Source organism: Mangrovimonas sp. DI 80 (assembly GCF_001975575.1).
GTDB classification, from domain to species: domain Bacteria; phylum Bacteroidota; class Bacteroidia; order Flavobacteriales; family Flavobacteriaceae; genus Mangrovimonas_A; species Mangrovimonas_A xylaniphaga.
Map to the genome: position 1 here is coordinate 166,144 of NZ_MSDT01000002.1, position 17,710 is coordinate 183,853.

A 17,710-nucleotide genomic window follows, 5' to 3' on the forward strand; every position below is an offset into this window, starting at 1 on the left:
CTTCTACAACTGAATAGCTTATTATAAGAATATTGACTAAAATTGGTTCTGGCACTTTGTTTGTACTCAGAATTCAATAAACCTAAATTGTTTTCCTTTACCCAAAAGGGGAAAGGTTCCAAATCTTGTGTAGCTTTTAACATTTTCATGATAATTGATTAATTGGTTACATATCATATGACGCTAAAAAACATGTTTTGTTACATAGACCATTAATTCACAATTGTCTAACAGAAAAAACAAGCACTTATAAAAATCTTAGACCACTTAATTATCTATCTATTCCTCCAAAAGAAAGGAGTTAAAAGGATAAGGACCGTAAAGAGCTCTAATCTCCCTAAAAGCATTAAAAAGGAAGCCCACCATTGCCCTAACATAGGTAATGCCGCATAATTATTTACCGGGCCAAACTTCCCCAGTGCAGGCCCGATATTCCCCAAACTAGAAGCCGCCAAACCAATAGAGGATTCGAAATCAAGTTTAAACATCGAAAAACCTAAACCTCCAACAATAAATGCCAACATATACAGGATAAAGAATCCTAAAATATTAAACACAATATCCCCTTGAATAGATTTGGTATTATATCTCACGGGTAATACCGCATTGGGATGCAAAGCTCTTCTAAATTCCAAAAAACCATTTTTGATCAAGATAAGATGCCTTACTACTTTCACGCCCCCTGAAGTACTTCCTGCAGAACCACCCAAAAACATCAATCCAAAGAAAAACACCACCAAAAATGGCGTCCAAAGCGTATAGTCGGCCGTGATGAATCCTGTTGTGGTAATTACGGTCAATACCTGAAATAGAGCATGCCTAAAAGAACTTTCGGCGCGCCCCCATACCATTGGGTGCTCTATAGACGAAATTCCCAAATCTGCCCTAAAGTATATGATTACAGCAGCAATAATCGTAAAAGCCGTTACGAACTTAAAATACAGTCGAAACTCCTCATCTCTAATTGCTTTTTGCACGGTACCTTTGAACACAAAATAACTCAACACGAAGTTGGTTCCTGCCAAAAACATGAAAAGAATGATAATGTACTGTATCAAAGGTTGACCATTCCAATAGGCTACACTTGCATTTTTTGTTGAAAATCCTCCTGTAGAAAGTGTACTCATGGAATGGTTAATGGCATCAAAAAAAGACATACCTGCTACCTTAAGCAAAATAGTTTCTGCTGCAGTATATCCAAAATAAATCAACCATAAACGTTTGGCTGTATCGGTAATACGTGGATGCAATTTATCGGCACTTGGCCCAGGGGCTTCGGCAGCAAATAGCTGCATCCCTCCTATTCCCAAGAGCGGCAAAATGGCTATGGCAAGTACAATAATCCCCATACCGCCAATCCAATGCGTGGTACTTCTCCAGAACAATACACCTTTGGAAACCACTTCAATATCATTCAATATGGTAGCTCCAGTGGTAGTATACCCTGACATAGTTTCAAAAAAAGCACTCGTAAAAGTGGGAATGGTTTCGGTAAGCAAATAAGGTAAAGCTCCTGAAGCTGCCATCACAATCCACCCAAAAGTCACTATAATGTAACCTTCCCGTTTATTCATTTCCTTGTTATACTTCCTGGTACTTACCATCAAGAATGTCCCTATCAGCAATACAAGGATTCCAGACATGAATATCCGCAAAGCTTCGGACTCGTGATACAAAGCACTTACAAGTGCAGAAATGAGCATAAACCCACCATTAAACAACAGCAACAGCCCAAAGAAGTGAAAAATAATTTTATAGTTGAGTTTCTTCATTTTTACAAGCTTCTTTAAAAGAAAAATTTCTCAACCTCGGCAATCGATCTAGGAAGACAACATACCACTACACGATCTCCATCAGAAATTTTGAAACTTCCCAATGGAATCATTCCTTCACCATCTCTAATTACCCCACCAATAATGGCAGAACGCGGAAAGTCAAGATCCTTAATCATCTTGTTACAGATTTTGGAACTTTCATTTACCACAAACTCCACCAATTCGGCATTCATATTATTAAGCTTGGTCATGGCCACAATCTCTCCTTTTCTAATGTATCTAAAAATACTGTTGGCCGCCAATAACTTTTTATTGATCAACGTATCAATTCCAATGGATTGCGACAATTGGAAATAGTCCATATTCTCAACCAATGCGATGGTTTTCTTAACTCCTTTTGATTTCGCCACCAAACAAGACATGATGTTGGTTTCGGAATTCCCCGTTACAGAAATAAAGGCATCTTGAGCATCAATATTCTCTTCTTCCAAAAGTTCCACATTACGTCCATCTCCGTTGATCACAAGCGCCTTTGGCAATTCATCGGCCAACTCAAAAGCAATATTCTTATCCTTTTCAATAAGCTTCACCTTAAACTTGTTTGCGCACAAATCTTTGGCGGTTTTATAACCAATTTTACTTCCTCCCAGAATCATCACATCCCGAACATCTATTTTCACCTTCCCTGAAAGTTCGAACAATTCATCATCTCCACCTTTAGAAGTAATAAACACTACTTTATCACCTTCTTTAAAAAGCGTATCGCCACGAGGAATGATGGTATATTGGGTTCCATAACGTTGAATGGCTATAGGCACAAAATGTATTTCGGTCAACACTTCTGCCGCTTCTTTTACTGTTTTATCTACAAAAGCTGCATTTCTAGACAATCGTAAACTCAACATCGTCAAGGCGCCATCCTCAAATTCGTAACTATCGTTAAAGGCGTATTGATTCAATAGCAACTGAATTTCTGAGGCTGCCAAATCTTCCGGAGAAATCAACTCGTCAATCCCAAACTTGGTAAATCCTACCTCATCTTTCTGCTCCAAAAATTCAGAATTAGCAATTCTAGCTATGGTACGTTGGGCTCCCAATTGCTTGGCTAAAACACATGCGGTGATATTGGTGGTTTCAGAAGACGTTACTGCTATGAACAATTCCGAAGTGTCAATCCTCGCTTCCTTTAAAATAGCAATGGAAGTGGCATCACCCCTAATCACTTTAATATCCAAGTGATTGTTGGCATAGGCCAGACTTTCTTTGTCTGTATCTAAAAGCGTGATTTCTTGAGATTCGTAGGATAATAATTTTGCCAAATGAAACCCAACTTCACCTGCTCCTGCAATAATTATTTTCATTTGTTAACGTTTAGTTGTTCAAAATAGCTGGGATCTGTAAAAAGAACGCCCATTAATAAAATGTTCGATTGGTTGTAAAATTGTTCCCTTCAAGGAACAAAAGCATTCAAAAATAGCTAAACAAATATAGTATAATTTTATTTCGAAAGCTTTTTCTAGATTATACGTGAAGTTAAGCATATGTTACTGAAGCAATAACTTATTCACACCAACATATTTAAAACTTCTGTAGTCATTTATTTTTAGTTTGCCTGAAGCCTATTAGCCATGAAAATTTATGTAGTTTTGCCAAAAAAAGATAGAATGTCCACAAAAGTGAAGCCATATAAAGACAGTGACCTGAACAAAAAGCAACAGGTTACCCAAATGTTTGATACCATTTCTAAAGAATACGACGGACTTAACCGAGTGATTTCCTTTGGAATTGACATTAAATGGCGCAATAAAGTTGTGGATATTGTTGCTCAAAAGCAGCCCAACAAAATTTTGGATATCGCCACAGGTACTGGAGATTTGGCCATTACCCTAACCAAAACTGGGGCAAAGGAAATTATTGGATTGGACATTAGTGATGGTATGCTTGAAGTAGGCCGCAAAAAAGTTGCCGCAAAAAATCTTGAGGATACTATTTCTATGGTTTTGGGAGATTCTGAAAGTCTTCCTTTCCCAGACAATACTTTTGATGCCATAACCGTAGCTTTTGGAGTCCGCAATTTTGAAAATCTGGAACAAGGCCTTTCTGAAATTTTAAGAGTCCTAAAACCTAATGGTGTTTTTGTGATTTTAGAGACTTCGGTTCCTACCCAAACACCTTTTAAACAAGGCTATAAATTTTATACCAAATATATCTTACCAACCATTGGAAGGGTCTTCTCAAAAGACCAATCGGCGTATGCTTATTTAAGTGAATCTGCCTCGGTTTTTCCTTATGGAGAAGCTCTAAACAATATTTTGCGTAAAATTGGGTTTATAGATGTCAGTAACAAACCCCAAACATTTGGAGCGGCTACCATTTATTCCGCTTCCAAAAAATAATGTGACACCTTTTGAACCCTTTGATTGTAAATTAAATTTTCAATGAAAAAAGTAGTTTTTATTCTCTCTTTGTTCCTATTAAGCCAAGCAGCGTCTGCCCAATTGTTCACGAAGGAAAAAATCAAGAACAATGAAAATTTTGACAAGCAGCGCCTAAGTTGGGGGTTCTTTTTAGGATTCAACAGCTATGATTATCAATTTAACTATGAAGAAGATTTAAAGGACATTTTAGTAGACAACACCGTAGGATTTAACGTAGGCTTGATTTCCGATTTACGCCTTACCGAATACCTAAACCTGCGTTTTGAACCAGGATTGTACATTACGCAACGTAACCTGCAATATGACCCGAGCTATTTCTCAGGAATGGATTACAATGCTTCGGATTTGCTTCGCGAAGTAAAATCTACCTATGTACATTTCCCTCTGCTTTTGAAATTTTCAACCAAACGTATCAACAACTTTAAACCGTTTATTGTTGGAGGGGTTTCTACAGCCATTAACCTTTCCAGTAATCAAGAAAACCCAGACGATAATTCTGTTGGGGAATTTAGATCGGAAAGAAATATGATGTTCTACGAATTGGGATTTGGTGTTGACTTTTATTTGTACTGGTTCAAGTTCACACCTTCTATTAGAGGGGTGTTTGCCCTAAACAATGAAATTATTCAGGATAGAGATCCAAATAGCCCTTGGACAGGTAATGTTCACACCATGAAAACTAGAGGGGTATTTGTTAATTTCACCTTTCAATAGAAACGTAAATTCTTTACTGCTTTCCTCTTCTAAACTCGCTTAAGAAGATAGCCGTTGCCGTTGCCACATTTAAGCTTTCGGTAGCCTGCAAATTACCGTAACGCGGGATACTAAGTTTAGTTTGAACGATTTCTTCAATTTCAGAAGAAATGCCGTTAGCCTCATTTCCCATTACCAAGATGCCTTTATCTGGTAAGTTTTGGTTATAAACATTGTCGCCATCCATAAAGGTTCCAAAAACTTCTGATTGCGTACTTTTCAAAAATGAAGTCAAATCCAAATACGTAATATTCACCCTGGTCAAAGAGCCCATAGTAGCCTGCACCACTTTGGAATTATAACAATCCACCGTAGCCGAACTGCACACCAAATCACTAATACCAAACCAATCACACAAACGAATGATCGTGCCAAGATTCCCTGGATCTCTCAAATCATCAAGGGCCACAATCAAGCCATCTTCTTTAATGGATTTTGATTCGGGAATTTTAAATAAAGCTAAAGCCGTATTGGGAGTTTTTAGCGCACTGATTTTTTTCAACTCTTGCTCAGTTATAGAAACAACCTGTTCCGAAGCAACTCCAAAATCTGCTCCAGTAGTATACAACTTAAAGAGTTCGAAAGAGGAATTTAAAAACTCCTCAATCCCTTTGATTCCCTCTACCACAAACAAACCTTCCTTAGTGCGGTTCTTTTTTTGTGCTAAACTTGTAATTAATTTTATTTGGCTCTTTGTTAACATCAAAATGTCTTTACTTTTGTTATCGTTGTAACTACCGTACAAAGTAATGCTTTTTTGGAGTAATTTTTGATATGCTACAGCAACAATGCCATAAATTTGACCTTATAACGATTTCTGTTTGAAGCAAACTTTTAAATATATATTGGTTTTCCTTTCCTTCGCTTACCTACTAGCATCCTGTAATGTGATGAAGCGTGTTGGTGAAGATCAATTTCTTCTTTCAGGTAACACCACTATGGTGAACGGGAAAAAGGTAAACACAGAGGCCATCAATAATTCCTATTACCAAAAACCTAACGGAAAACTTTTAGGCTACCCTTTGCGCTTGCACATTTACAATTTGGCAAGGCCAAACTTGGACTCCATTCTTAAAGACAAAATTTACAACGATCCAAAAAAGTTGGCTTGGAAAACGAGATTGCTTTCCAGAAAGCAATTGGATAAAGATGTCCAATCTCGTTTAGATTTTAATGCTTGGCTGAAAAAAACTGGTGAAGCTCCCGTAATTGTAGATTTGCCAAAAACAGAAAAAACCACAACCAACCTCAGCCGATATTTTATTAGCAACGGATGGTTTGATGTGCAAACTTCATACAGTATTTCTAAAACGGATAACAGACGGGCTAGCGTCACTTATTTTGTTGAAACAGGAAAACCCTATATTTTGGATTCCATTTCGGAGAAAATTGCCTCACCAGTTGTGGATTCGCTCTATCAGAATTTTAAAAAGGAATCACTTATAAAATCAGGAGAGCAATACAAAGAAACCAATTTCACCAACGAAAGGGAACGCCTTACATCGGCCTTGAGAAATTCTGGTCTTTTCCATTTCGGTCAGGATTATATCACTTTTGATATTGATACCATTGGATCTTCAAAAAAGGTATTTACGGACCTTATTATTAAAAACAGAAGTATTCGTTATGAGGATTCCATTGCAAGGGTTCCTTTCAAAATCTACAAAATAAAACAAGTCAATATCTATACAGACCACACTTATACTAATAAGGAAACGGAAACATTGGATTCTATAGAATATAAGGGCTACAAACTTTACAGTTATGGCAAATTAAGGTATCGCCCAAAAGCGCTTACCGATGCTGTTTTTATCTCTAAAGGTGAACTTTTCAGGGACCTTGACAGAAGTAGGACTTACCGTTACTTAACCGATCTCAAAGTATTTAGATACCCTAACATTGAATATATAGAAAACGCTCAGGACACGACACTTACAGCCAACATTTACCTTTCACCAAAGAAAAAGTACGATCTTGGATATGAAATAAATGTCACGCAAAGTAACATCCAAACCATTGGTTTTTCATTAAGTGGCGGATTGATAATTCGTAACGTATTTAGGGGTGCTGAAACATTGGAAATGTCCGCTTTAGGTTCTATTGGGTCCTCCAAAGACGCTTCTATTTCCCAAGACCAATTTTTTGACATCAATGAAGCGGGAGGAAATATTAAACTTACCATTCCCCGCATATTTTTCCCAATACGGACCAATAAAATCATACCAAAATACATGTCTCCAAGCACCCGTATTTCAGTAGGAGCCACCACGCAAAGAAATATTGGATTGGACAAACAAACCTTAAACGGTACTTTAAACTATAATTGGAACCCATCCAAAAGAACCACAAATAGTTTGGATTTCTTCAATCTGCAATTTGTAAAAAACCTGAATCCCGACAACTATTTTGGAGTTTACCAAAACTCGTACAATACGCTTAATGATATTTCCAATAGCATCGATTACAACAACGGAGAAGATTTGACCTATCCAGGACAAACAGACCAATTTATAAACGATGTTTTAACCGGCAACACCTCTATAACTCCAAGCGACGATGACTTTGAAACCGTTTCGGCCATTAGTGAGCGTCAAAACAGGTTAACAGAAAACAACTTGATTTTGGCCTCCAGTTTCAATTATGTATTGAACAAACGTGAAAACCTTTTGGATAATGATTTTTCTATCTTCCGATTTAAGTTTGAGGTTGCGGGCCCACTACTTAACACCTTTTCAAGATGGACGGGTTCTAAAAAAAATGCCAATGATCAATACGAAATACTTGGCGTGGCTTTTTCCCAATATATGAAAGGAGAACTGGACTATGTGAAATACTGGGATTTGGGCAGAAAGAATATCGTGGCCGTGCGTAGTTATTTGGGAATGGCCATTCCATATGGCAACTCCAACAGTATTCCTTTCTCCAAGAGTTTCTTTTCGGGAGGACCTAACGACATCAGGGCTTGGACTGCCTACAACTTGGGCCCCGGAAGCTCGCAATCCATTAATGAGTTCAATGAAGCCAACATGAAAATCACCTTGAGTCTTGAGGAACGTTTCAATGTTCTGGGTAACCTTAACGGAGCCCTATTTGTGGACGCAGGAAACATCTGGAACATTGCCGATAACGTAAATGACGATAGAGCTACATTTAGTGGAGTTGACTCTTTAAAAGACATTGCCGTAGGTTCTGGTTTTGGTTTGCGCTACGACTTTACATTTTTTGTTCTAAGGGGAGATATCGGGTTTAAAACCTATGATCCTTCATACGATTTGGGTGAGCGCTGGTTCAAGGACTACAATTTTGGAAATGCCGTTTACAACATCGGTATCAACTACCCTTTCTAATTCCTTTTTTCACTTTCATTTCGATAACGTTATAGTGCAATTTTGATGCAACAATGCTCAATTTCAGTCTAAGATGTGCAAAAAATTGATTATTTTTGAACTTATTATTTCAATATAAAATACACTAAAAATGAGTCACAATATCAAAGCAGGAGTTGCTACAGGAAAAGAAGTTCAGGAAATTTTCAAACTTGCAAAAGAAAAAGGGTTTGCCCTTCCGGCAGTAAACGTAATTGGTTCCAACACTATCAATGGTGTTTTGGAAACAGCGGCAGCACTTAATGCCCCTGTAATTATTCAATTCTCAAACGGAGGTGCGCAATTTAACGCCGGAAAAGGATTAAGCAATGAAGGTCAAAAAGCAGCGATTGCAGGATCTATTGCAGGTGCCAAGCACGTTCACGAAATGGCCGTAGCCTATGGAGTTCCAGTAATTCTTCATACAGACCACTGTGCAAAAAAACTATTGCCTTGGATTGATGGCTTATTGGATGCCAGTGAAAAGCATTTTGCCGAAACAGGAAAGCCTCTTTATAGTTCTCACATGATCGATTTAAGTGAAGAGCCTCTTGAAGAAAACATTGAAATTTGCAAAACCTACCTTGAGCGTATGAGCAAGATGGGAATGACCTTAGAAATTGAGTTAGGAATTACAGGTGGTGAAGAAGACGGTGTTGACAATTCTGATGTTGATGATTCTAAACTTTACACCCAACCAGAAGAAGTTGCTTACGCTTATGAAGAATTGAGCAAAGTAAGCGATCAATTTACCATTGCAGCTGCCTTTGGAAACGTACACGGTGTTTACAAGCCTGGTAACGTAAAATTGACTCCAAAAATCCTTAAAAACTCTCAAGAGTACATTTCTGAAAAATACAATGTACCTCACAACCATATCGATTTTGTATTCCACGGTGGTTCTGGTTCAACAGTTGAAGAAATTAGAGAAGCCATTGGATATGGTGTGATCAAAATGAACATCGATACCGATATGCAATATGCATTTATGAGCGGAATCCGTGATTACATGGCCGATAACAAAGACTATTTACAAGCTCAAATTGGTAACCCAGAAGGTGATGATGTGCCAAATAAAAAGTTCTACGACCCTAGAGTTTGGTTGCGTGCAGGAGAAAATACGTTTGTTGAAAGATTAAAAAAGGCATTTGAAGACCTTAATAATGTAAATACTTTATAAATTTGCACCCGAAATAATTAACTAAAATTAGTTTTAATGTCTTGGTTTAAAAGAAAAACAAAAGGGATTACTACCACTACCGAAGAAAAAAAGGACACTCCTAAAGGTCTTTGGTACAAATCCCCTACGGGTAAAATTGTAGACACAGAAGAGTTGGAAAAGAATTTTTATGTGAGTCCAGAAGACGATTATCACGTAAGAATTGGCAGCAAGGAATATTTCGAAATTTTATTCGATGACAATAAGTTTGAAGAACTGGATGCAAACCTAACTTCTAAAGATCCTTTAAAATTTGAAGATACCAAAAAATACCCAGACCGTTTAAAGTCTGCCCAAGAGAAGACCAAATTAAAAGATGCTGTAAGAACAGCTGTTGGTAAATCGAAAGGGAAAGACTTGGTGGTTGCCTGTATGGATTTTGCGTTTATTGGAGGTTCCATGGGAAGCGTTGTTGGTGAAAAAATTGCCCGCGCTGCAGATTATTCCCTTAAAAATAATGTCCCATTAATGATCATTTCCAAATCTGGAGGTGCCCGTATGATGGAAGCGGCGTTGTCTTTAATGCAATTGGCTAAAACCTCTGTGAAGTTGGCACAATTGGCCGAAGCTAAAATCCCTTACATTTCTCTTTGTACCGATCCTACTACAGGTGGTACCACGGCATCATTCGCCATGTTGGGAGACATCAACATTGCGGAGCCGGGAGCCTTGATTGGTTTTGCTGGTCCTAGAATTGTAAGAGACACCACAGGACAGGAATTACCTGAAGGATTCCAAACTTCAGAGTTCTTGTTGGAACACGGTTTCTTGGATTTTATTTCGCATAGAAAAAATCTAAAAAACAAGGTCAACCAATACATTGACTTAATCACAAATCAGCCCTTAAGGGCATAATAAAAAAAGCGACCTAATTAGGTCGCTTTTTTTATTCCCATTCACTTCCAATCGCTTTTCCTAATTCATCTAATGTTAAAAAGATTTAACTGAACAGCTTACCAAAATTTCTTGTAAAAAATATCCTAATTGGTAACTTGCCGTACAATTAACCTAATCTTTAACATGAATTACTTTTATTCCCTAAAAAGCCAACTACTTTTTAGCTTACTTTTTATGACATTCTTTATGGTAATGTCCCAATCCAATCAATACCTGCACTTTGACGGTGTTGATGATTATGCTTCTTTACCCAACGGCGCACAGTTTATCAATGGCAGCAACACTATTACCATGGCAGGCTGGTTCTATACAGATGAACTAGGATATGCTCAAGGTATGATGGGCATTAGAGGTGGCGGAACCGGTGATGGCGAAATGTATGTCAACCAAAAACCTAATGGAGGTCTTGAATGCCGATTGGTGACAACAGCAGGGTTTCATAATATTACGCTTCCTGACGGCACTATCGTAGCAGGGCAATGGCAACATGTTACCTGGGTATATAACCAAACCTCCCTTGAACTATTTATTGATGGGGTTTCTATAGCAACCACACCTGCATCCGGTATCTTTTCATCTACAGACAGACCTTTTACAATAGGGAAATCTATTCTTGCAAGCTACAACTTTGTATTTCCGGGAAGAGCCGATGAAGTATCCCTTTGGAACAAAGCCTTGACACAAGCAGAAATTCAAGACATGATGGCCAATGAATTAACTGGAGATGAAGCCAATCTTCAAGTTTATTACAAATTCAACCAAGGAACTCCAGGGGGAAACAACACTAGCATCACACAATTGATGGACATTAGCGGAGAGGAAAATAAAAATGCTACTTTAAACAATTTTGCCCTCGATGGAGAAACCTCCAATTTTAATGGTGAATTGGAATCGACTTTTCAAGCCATAAATTTCCCCCAGATTCCTTCAAAGTTAATCACAGACGCTCCTTTTCAACTTCAAGCAACGGTGAATTCCAATCTTCCTATTACTTATGAAATCATTTCAGGTCCAGCCACAGTTAATGGCGATATCCTTACTCTAGACGGTGTTGCCGGAGAGGTTACTGTTAAAGCAAGTCAAGCAGGGAATGATATTTATGAACCTGCAGAAGACATTTTGGTTTCGTTTCCCGTATTGGATCCCGAAACTATTTTAGGTGAAGCAGAGATATTACATCCTTTGGAAGGAACCGCATACACTTCAAGCTTAATGCCCATTCAAATTGCCTTTAGAGCAAACATACCATATACTGAACTATTTTCAATTGCATCAATTACCGCAACCGTTGATGGCGAAGAGGTTGTACTTACAAGTTACGGAAACGGTTATTATACAGGATGGTGGACACCTAGCTCTTTTGGAAACCATAATCTAGAAGTTACCTCTACCAACAATTTTGGAGCCGAAGGGAGCCATACAAGTATTTTCAACTTGACCTCAACAACCCCTGCCCAAACAATTAATGCTACCGAGGATGTTTGGGTATATGGTGACGTCCCCTCTGTAACTGTAGAAACAGACTTACCTAGTTATATTGGTGCCTATAATGAAATTACCGGAACCCTTTTTATAGACTGTCCAGACGGAGGTTGCGACCCTTGGGATAGAATTTCTTCTGTTGAAGCATTGGGTAAAGATGGTCAATGGTATGAAATTATTCGTTATTTAACGCCTTATGGCGTAAGCTGCCAACACGAAATAGACCTTACGGATTTCATGTCTCTACTTAGTGGAAAAACAAAATTCAGAGTGAATCTAGGAACCACTGGAAATGGTTTTCTTTACACACTACAATTGAGTTATACGCCAGGAACTCCAGAAAACCCTTATAGCCAGATTCAAAAATTATGGAACGGCACTTACCAATTTGGAGACATGGCCAACTTACAACCTACAGAAGATTTCACAAAATCGTTCCCTGAAAACACACAATCTGCGAAAATCAAGTTGGTATCTACTGGTCATGGTTGGGGAAGTACCAACACAGGAAATGCTGCAGAATTCAAACAAAACACCCATCATATTTGGGTAGATGAAGAGCAAACCTTTACACAATTAAACTGGGTACAATGTAACCCTAACCCAGACAATTGCAGTCCGCAGGCGGGAACTTGGCAATATAATAGAGCTGGATGGTGCCCTGGAAGCATTGCCCAATTTTTTGATTATGATATGACACCGTATATCAATAATAGCTCTGTAGACCTTGACTATGTTTTTGATGAAAGTTACACTGACTATTGCCACCCTAACAACCCAAACTGTATAACTGGTGAAACCTGCTCCAATTGTAACGATGGTTTCAACCCTCACTTAAAAGTGAATTCGTTTTTGATTTCATTTGGAAATACTCCTATGAACAATTCACTAAGTGTAAATGACCTTTCAATTGCTCATAACATGCAGTTGTACCCAAACCCTTCCGCAGGAACATTCTTCGTTGAATTCAACAACGATACTCAAGTTGACAATATTGAGATTTTTGATGTGACAGGAAGATCAATTTTGCTAACTCCTGTTACCAACGGCACCACCATAAAACAAATTGACCTAGATGGGAAAGCGGGAATTTATCTGGTAAGTCTAAAAAATGGCAGCGATGTAGTGGCGACAAAACGATTGATTGTAGAATAAATTCATGATTGGGTCTTTTGAAGCTTTGTAAATTTTATTAAAAAATCATTTTTTGGATCATTATCTTATAAATGATTTAAAATTACTATATTTGCCGCTTGAAAGAAACCCTTTCATAGTACATAAAAATCATTAAAACAATATTGGAATGTATTTAACTAAAGAAAAGAAAGAAGAAATCTTCGAAAAGCACGGAGCTGGAAAAAATGACACAGGAAGTGCTGAAGGGCAAATTGCATTGTTCACTTACAGAATTAACCACTTAACAGAACACTTAAAAAAGAATCGTAAAGATTTTAACACTGAGCGTTCTTTGGTAAAATTGGTAGGAAAGCGTCGTGCTTTGCTAGATTATTTGACTAAGAAAGATATCTTAAGATACCGTGCTATCGTTAAAGAATTAGGATTAAGAAAATAATTGTGAAAAGAGGCTTTATGCCTCTTTTTTTTATTTATATATTAGCTCAAGCGAAAGAGTTTAAAATTCGTATAAGAAGCTCATAATAGTTTTTCATTGGTCATCACAACAACTACAACAACACAACGACCATTGTTTAATTAGAATAAAATATTTATGATTCCACAAGTTTTTAGAGAGGTCATCGACCTTGGAGATGGCAGAGAAATCTCTATCGAAACCGGAAAATTGGCAAAACAAGCCCATGGTTCGGTCGTTGTTCAATCGGGAAAATGCATGCTTTTATGTACTGTTGTTTCCAATTATCAACAAAGTGATGTCGACTTTTTACCATTAACAGTAGATTACCGCGAAAAATTCGCAGCCGCAGGACGTTACCCAGGAGGTTTCTTCAAAAGAGAAGCAAGACCTAGTGACGGAGAAGTATTGACTATGCGTTTGGTAGACCGTGTATTGCGACCACTTTTCCCAAAAGATTACCATGCCGAAACCCAAGTAATGATTCAGTTAATGTCTCATGACGAAGAGGTAATGCCAGATGCTATGGCTGGTTTGGCCGCTTCTGCTGCAATTCAATTGTCTGACATTCCTTTTGAAACACCTATTTCTGAAGTACGTGTAGGACGTGTTGACGGACAATTGATTATCAACCCTAGCTTAGCGCAATTGGAAGCTTCAGATATCGATATGGTGATTGGTGCTTCTGCTGATTCCGTAATGATGGTTGAGGGTGAAATGAGTGAGATTTCTGAAGAAGAAATGGTTGAAGCAATCGAGTTTGCACACGCTGCTATCAAAGTTCAGTGTGAAGCGCAAGTAAAATTAGCTGAAGCTTTCGGTAAAAAAGAAACTCGTGAATATGATCCTGAAAGAGAAGATGAAGAGTTAGCTAAGAAAATTCACGACATGGCTTACGACAAAGTATATGCCGTGGCCAAAGCAGGTTCTTCAAAACACGAAAGAGGCGCTGCATTTGCCGAAATCAAAGAAGAAATTTTAGCAACATTTACAGAAGAAGAATTAGAAGATATAGGTGGATTAGTTTCCAAATATTACAGCAAAGCTGAAAAAGCAGCTGTAAGAGACTTGACCTTAAACGAAGGATTGCGTTTGGATGGACGTAAAACTACAGACATCCGTCCTATTTGGTGTGAAGTAGATTATTTACCATCTACACACGGATCCTCAATCTTTACTCGTGGGGAAACTCAAGCCTTAGCAACTGTTACTTTAGGAACTTCAAGAGAAGCAAACATGATTGACATGCCGTCTTTTGAAGGTGAAGAGCGTTTCTATTTACACTATAACTTCCCACCTTTCTCAACTGGTGAGGCTCGTCCAATTAGAGGAACGTCTCGTCGTGAGGTAGGACACGGAAACTTGGCTCAACGTGCACTTAAGCGTATGGTACCAGCAGACTGTCCTTATACAGTTCGTGTTGTTTCTGAAGTATTGGAAAGTAACGGATCGTCTTCTATGGCAACCGTATGTGCCGGAACTATGGCATTAATGGATGCTGGTGTGCAATTAATCAAACCTGTTTCAGGTATAGCCATGGGATTGATTTCTGATGCTGAAACTGGAAACTATGCTGTATTATCAGATATTTTAGGTGACGAAGATCACTTAGGAGATATGGACTTTAAGGTAACCGGTACTGCCGACGGTATTACTGCTTGCCAAATGGACATTAAAGTAAAAGGATTGTCTTATGAGATTTTGGTGAAAGCCTTAAAACAAGCTCGTGATGGACGTTTACATATCCTTGGAAAACTTACAGATACTATAGAAACTCCAAATGCAGATGTGAAACCTCATGCTCCAAAAATGGTGACAAGAGTGATTCCAAACGAATTTATTGGAGCCTTGATTGGACCTGGAGGAAAAGTAATCCAAGAACTTCAAAAAGAAACCAAAACAACGATTGTTATCAATGAAGATCCAGTTACCGAAGAAGGTATTGTGGAAATCCTTGGTACAGATCAAGAAGGTATAGACAAAGTATTGGCTAAAATTGATTCCTTATTGTTCAAACCTCAAGTAGGAAGTGTTTACGAAGTTAAAGTAATCAAGATGTTGGATTTTGGTGCCGTGGTAGAATATATGGAAGCTCCAGGAAACGAAGTTTTGTTACACGTAAGCGAATTGGCTTGGGAACGCACTGAAAATGTTAGTGACGTTGTGAAAATGGGAGATGTTTTTGATGTAAAATACTTCGGAATCGATCCTAGAACCAAAAAGGAAAAAGTATCTCGCAAAGCAATCTTACCAAAACCAGAAGGTTTCAAAGAAAGACCTCCAAGAGACAATAACAGAGACAACAAAGGATCTCGTGACAACCGCGGACGCGATAACCGTAATCGTGACAACCGTAGTGACGACAGAAGACCTAGAGAAGACAAGAAAGAGTAACAACCCCCTTTCTTAGTACATATAAAACCTCAAGTAAAATTATTTACTTGAGGTTTTTTCTTTATTAACATTTGCTTTCCTACGGTTTTAAAACTTTTATCTTAAAATAAACCCAAAAAACATCTAAACCACATCCATCTCCGTACATATAGCATCTAAAAACCTATGTATTAATTAAATGATAGAATGACAGATGGAGACAATTAAACTTACTCTTAACAAATTAAAGACCAACAGCGAAAACCCCAATAATAAGCTAGCCTTAATAAGCACCTTTATACTCATCCTAATAGGATTGTATTTCTTTTCAGTATTCCACAACGATTTTGAACAATTTAATGAAATGGGCAGACAGAGCATTGTAGGCGCAACCTTCCTTACGATTGCCACTGTATTGTTCTTCTTTAAAATTTTCTATTTCCTTTTTATTGCCTACAAGTATTTCAAGTACAAACCCGTTGCTTCTGTGAGTGATGAAGAGTTACCTACTTGTACCGTAATTGTACCTGCCTATAATGAAAGTAAACATGTTTGGGATACCCTAATAAGTTTGGCTGAAAGTGATTATCCTGAAGACAAATTACAGATTTTGGCCGTAGATGATGGAAGTTTGGATGACACTTGGGACTGGATGGTCGATGCTAAAAAGAGATTAGGAGATCGTTTGGACATTTACAAGCAACCTAAAAACCAAGGAAAACGTCATGCGTTGTACCGTGGGTTTAATATAGGAACTGGTGACATTTTTGTAACGGTAGACAGTGATTCTGTAGTAGAACCAGATACCCTTAGAAACTTAGTGAGTCCTTTCGTTAACAATGAAGATTGTGGGGCGGTTGCAGGAAACATACGGGTATTGAACAACGAAAAGGAAATGCTTCCCAAAATGTTGGACGTAAGTTTCGTAATGAGTTTTGAATTTGTAAGATCTGCGGAAAGTGCTTTAAACTCCGTACTGTGTACTCCTGGAGCTTTGGCCGCCTATAGAAAAACGGCCGTTCACGAATGTCTACCAGAATGGATCAACCAAACCTTTATGGGACAACCTTCAGATATTGGTGAAGACCGCGCCATGACCAATATGATCTTAAAACAAGGAAAACACGTATTGTTCCAAAGAAATGCTGTGGCTTACACCAACGTACCAGAACAATATAAAGGTCTTTACAAAATGTTTATTAGATGGGGACGTAGCAACGTTAGGGAAAACATTGCAATGGCGAAATATGTATTCACCAACTTTAGAGAAGGCAACAAATTTGGAAGCCGTTTGTTATTCCTAAGTCAATCCACTAGAATCTTGATGAGCTTTCCTTTTGTACTGTTCATGCTATTATTCGTTTTGACCCATCCCCTACTATTTTTAGGATCAACACTGTTAAGTATTTTAATCACCTCCACTTTTTCAGTCCTGTTCTATTCATCCAAATACGAAACAAAAGAAGCCATTTGGGCCTATACCTATAGTATCTTTTACACCTTTGGATTATTCTGGATTACGCCTTACGCACTGGCAACAGCAAGTAGAAGAGGCTGGCTGACTAGAGGATTGGCCGAGAAACGATAGCAAATATTAGTATTGGGCAACTTTCAAAAAAATGAAAAAGAAAAATGCCATATACTGAAAAGCCCTGCAAAATAATGCGGGGCTTTTCCTTTTAAATAGATCCGCCAAACTGCCAAATTCAGACAGTATGTCATAAAACTGAAATAATTTCACCTTGGCCAAATTGGAAATTTCCCAACGATTTCCTTCAAACCTTCACAATACTTCAAACATACACGCCATCATTATC

12 protein-coding genes are annotated in these 17,710 nt (G+C 38.1%); 9 read left to right on the top strand and 3 right to left on the bottom strand.

The genetic code is table 11. The features are described from left to right. Nucleotides 1-275: 275 nt before the first annotated feature. On the bottom strand, nucleotides 276-1,772 hold the full coding sequence (locus BKM32_RS01415) for a TrkH family potassium uptake protein (protein ID WP_053976040.1): 1,497 nt from the start codon (nucleotides 1,770-1,772) through the stop codon (nucleotides 276-278). 14 nt (nucleotides 1,773-1,786) lie between these two features. Beyond that, a complete protein-coding gene (gene trkA / locus BKM32_RS01420; protein ID WP_076662236.1) occupies nucleotides 1,787-3,136 on the bottom strand; it encodes a Trk system potassium transporter TrkA in 1,350 nt (449 codons plus the stop codon). Nucleotides 3,137-3,439: 303 nt separating this feature from the next. On the opposite strand from trkA, the gene ubiE reads away from it, so the two are divergent. Together ubiE and BKM32_RS01430 are read left to right on the top strand one after the other, a co-directional pair. Next, the gene (gene ubiE, locus BKM32_RS01425; protein ID WP_076663018.1) at nucleotides 3,440-4,171 is read left to right on the top strand and encodes a bifunctional demethylmenaquinone methyltransferase/2-methoxy-6-polyprenyl-1,4-benzoquinol methylase UbiE; all 732 of its coding nucleotides are present in this window, start codon (nucleotides 3,440-3,442) and stop codon (nucleotides 4,169-4,171) included. A 42-nt stretch (nucleotides 4,172-4,213) separates the two neighbouring features. Beyond that, a complete protein-coding gene (locus tag BKM32_RS01430; RefSeq protein WP_076662237.1) occupies nucleotides 4,214-4,927 on the top strand; it encodes a porin family protein in 714 nt (237 codons plus the stop codon). A 13-nt stretch (nucleotides 4,928-4,940) separates the two neighbouring features. Here BKM32_RS01430 and BKM32_RS01435 read toward each other — a convergent pair whose 3' ends face one another. Beyond that, the gene (locus tag BKM32_RS01435) at nucleotides 4,941-5,669 is read right to left on the bottom strand and encodes an RNA methyltransferase (RefSeq protein ID WP_076662238.1); all 729 of its coding nucleotides are present in this window, start codon (nucleotides 5,667-5,669) and stop codon (nucleotides 4,941-4,943) included. A 118-nt stretch (nucleotides 5,670-5,787) separates the two neighbouring features. Between BKM32_RS01435 and BKM32_RS01440 the strand changes: the two genes are divergently transcribed. The 7 genes from BKM32_RS01440 to BKM32_RS01470 all read left to right on the top strand — a co-directional run bounded on the left by BKM32_RS01440 (nucleotide 5,788) and on the right by BKM32_RS01470 (nucleotide 17,481). Beyond that, nucleotides 5,788-8,313: a BamA/TamA family outer membrane protein gene (locus BKM32_RS01440; RefSeq protein WP_076662239.1), complete on the top strand. Its 2,526-nt coding sequence runs from the start codon at nucleotides 5,788-5,790 to the stop codon at nucleotides 8,311-8,313. A 130-nt stretch (nucleotides 8,314-8,443) separates the two neighbouring features. Further along, nucleotides 8,444-9,511 (top strand): class II fructose-bisphosphate aldolase, encoded by a 1,068-nt coding sequence (gene fbaA / locus BKM32_RS01445; RefSeq protein ID WP_053976045.1) that lies wholly within the window; start codon nucleotides 8,444-8,446, stop codon nucleotides 9,509-9,511. 36 nt (nucleotides 9,512-9,547) lie between these two features. Next, nucleotides 9,548-10,405, top strand: coding sequence for an acetyl-CoA carboxylase, carboxyltransferase subunit beta (gene accD, locus BKM32_RS01450; RefSeq protein ID WP_076662240.1), 858 nt, complete (start codon nucleotides 9,548-9,550; stop codon nucleotides 10,403-10,405). A gap of 165 nt (nucleotides 10,406-10,570) precedes the next feature. Next, nucleotides 10,571-13,084, top strand: coding sequence for a LamG-like jellyroll fold domain-containing protein (locus tag BKM32_RS01455; protein ID WP_083702062.1), 2,514 nt, complete (start codon nucleotides 10,571-10,573; stop codon nucleotides 13,082-13,084). A gap of 148 nt (nucleotides 13,085-13,232) precedes the next feature. Beyond that, entirely contained in the window at nucleotides 13,233-13,502 is a 270-nt protein-coding gene (rpsO, locus tag BKM32_RS01460; protein WP_053976048.1) for a 30S ribosomal protein S15, read from the top strand. A 156-nt stretch (nucleotides 13,503-13,658) separates the two neighbouring features. After that, nucleotides 13,659-15,914: a polyribonucleotide nucleotidyltransferase gene (locus BKM32_RS01465; protein ID WP_076662242.1), complete on the top strand. Its 2,256-nt coding sequence runs from the start codon at nucleotides 13,659-13,661 to the stop codon at nucleotides 15,912-15,914. A gap of 193 nt (nucleotides 15,915-16,107) precedes the next feature. Then, nucleotides 16,108-17,481: a glycosyltransferase family 2 protein gene (locus tag BKM32_RS01470; RefSeq protein ID WP_076662243.1), complete on the top strand. Its 1,374-nt coding sequence runs from the start codon at nucleotides 16,108-16,110 to the stop codon at nucleotides 17,479-17,481. Nucleotides 17,482-17,710 lie beyond the last annotated feature (229 nt).

Excerpts from the sequence above, each read along its gene's own strand:
- BKM32_RS01415 (WP_053976040.1), bottom strand. The coding sequence starts at position 1,772 with ATGAAGAAACTCAACTATAAAATTATTTTTCACTTCTTTGGGCTGTTG.
- trkA (WP_076662236.1), bottom strand. The coding sequence starts at position 3,136 with ATGAAAATAATTATTGCAGGAGCAGGTGAAGTTGGGTTTCATTTGGCA.
- ubiE (WP_076663018.1), top strand. The coding sequence starts at position 3,440 with ATGTCCACAAAAGTGAAGCCATATAAAGACAGTGACCTGAACAAAAAG.
- BKM32_RS01430 (WP_076662237.1), top strand. The coding sequence starts at position 4,214 with ATGAAAAAAGTAGTTTTTATTCTCTCTTTGTTCCTATTAAGCCAAGCA.
- BKM32_RS01435 (WP_076662238.1), bottom strand. The coding sequence starts at position 5,669 with ATGTTAACAAAGAGCCAAATAAAATTAATTACAAGTTTAGCACAAAAA.
- fbaA (WP_053976045.1), top strand. The coding sequence starts at position 8,444 with ATGAGTCACAATATCAAAGCAGGAGTTGCTACAGGAAAAGAAGTTCAG.
- accD (WP_076662240.1), top strand. The coding sequence starts at position 9,548 with ATGTCTTGGTTTAAAAGAAAAACAAAAGGGATTACTACCACTACCGAA.
- BKM32_RS01455 (WP_083702062.1), top strand. The coding sequence starts at position 10,571 with ATGAATTACTTTTATTCCCTAAAAAGCCAACTACTTTTTAGCTTACTT.
- rpsO (WP_053976048.1), top strand. The coding sequence starts at position 13,233 with ATGTATTTAACTAAAGAAAAGAAAGAAGAAATCTTCGAAAAGCACGGA.
- BKM32_RS01465 (WP_076662242.1), top strand. The coding sequence starts at position 13,659 with ATGATTCCACAAGTTTTTAGAGAGGTCATCGACCTTGGAGATGGCAGA.
- BKM32_RS01470 (WP_076662243.1), top strand. The coding sequence starts at position 16,108 with ATGGAGACAATTAAACTTACTCTTAACAAATTAAAGACCAACAGCGAA.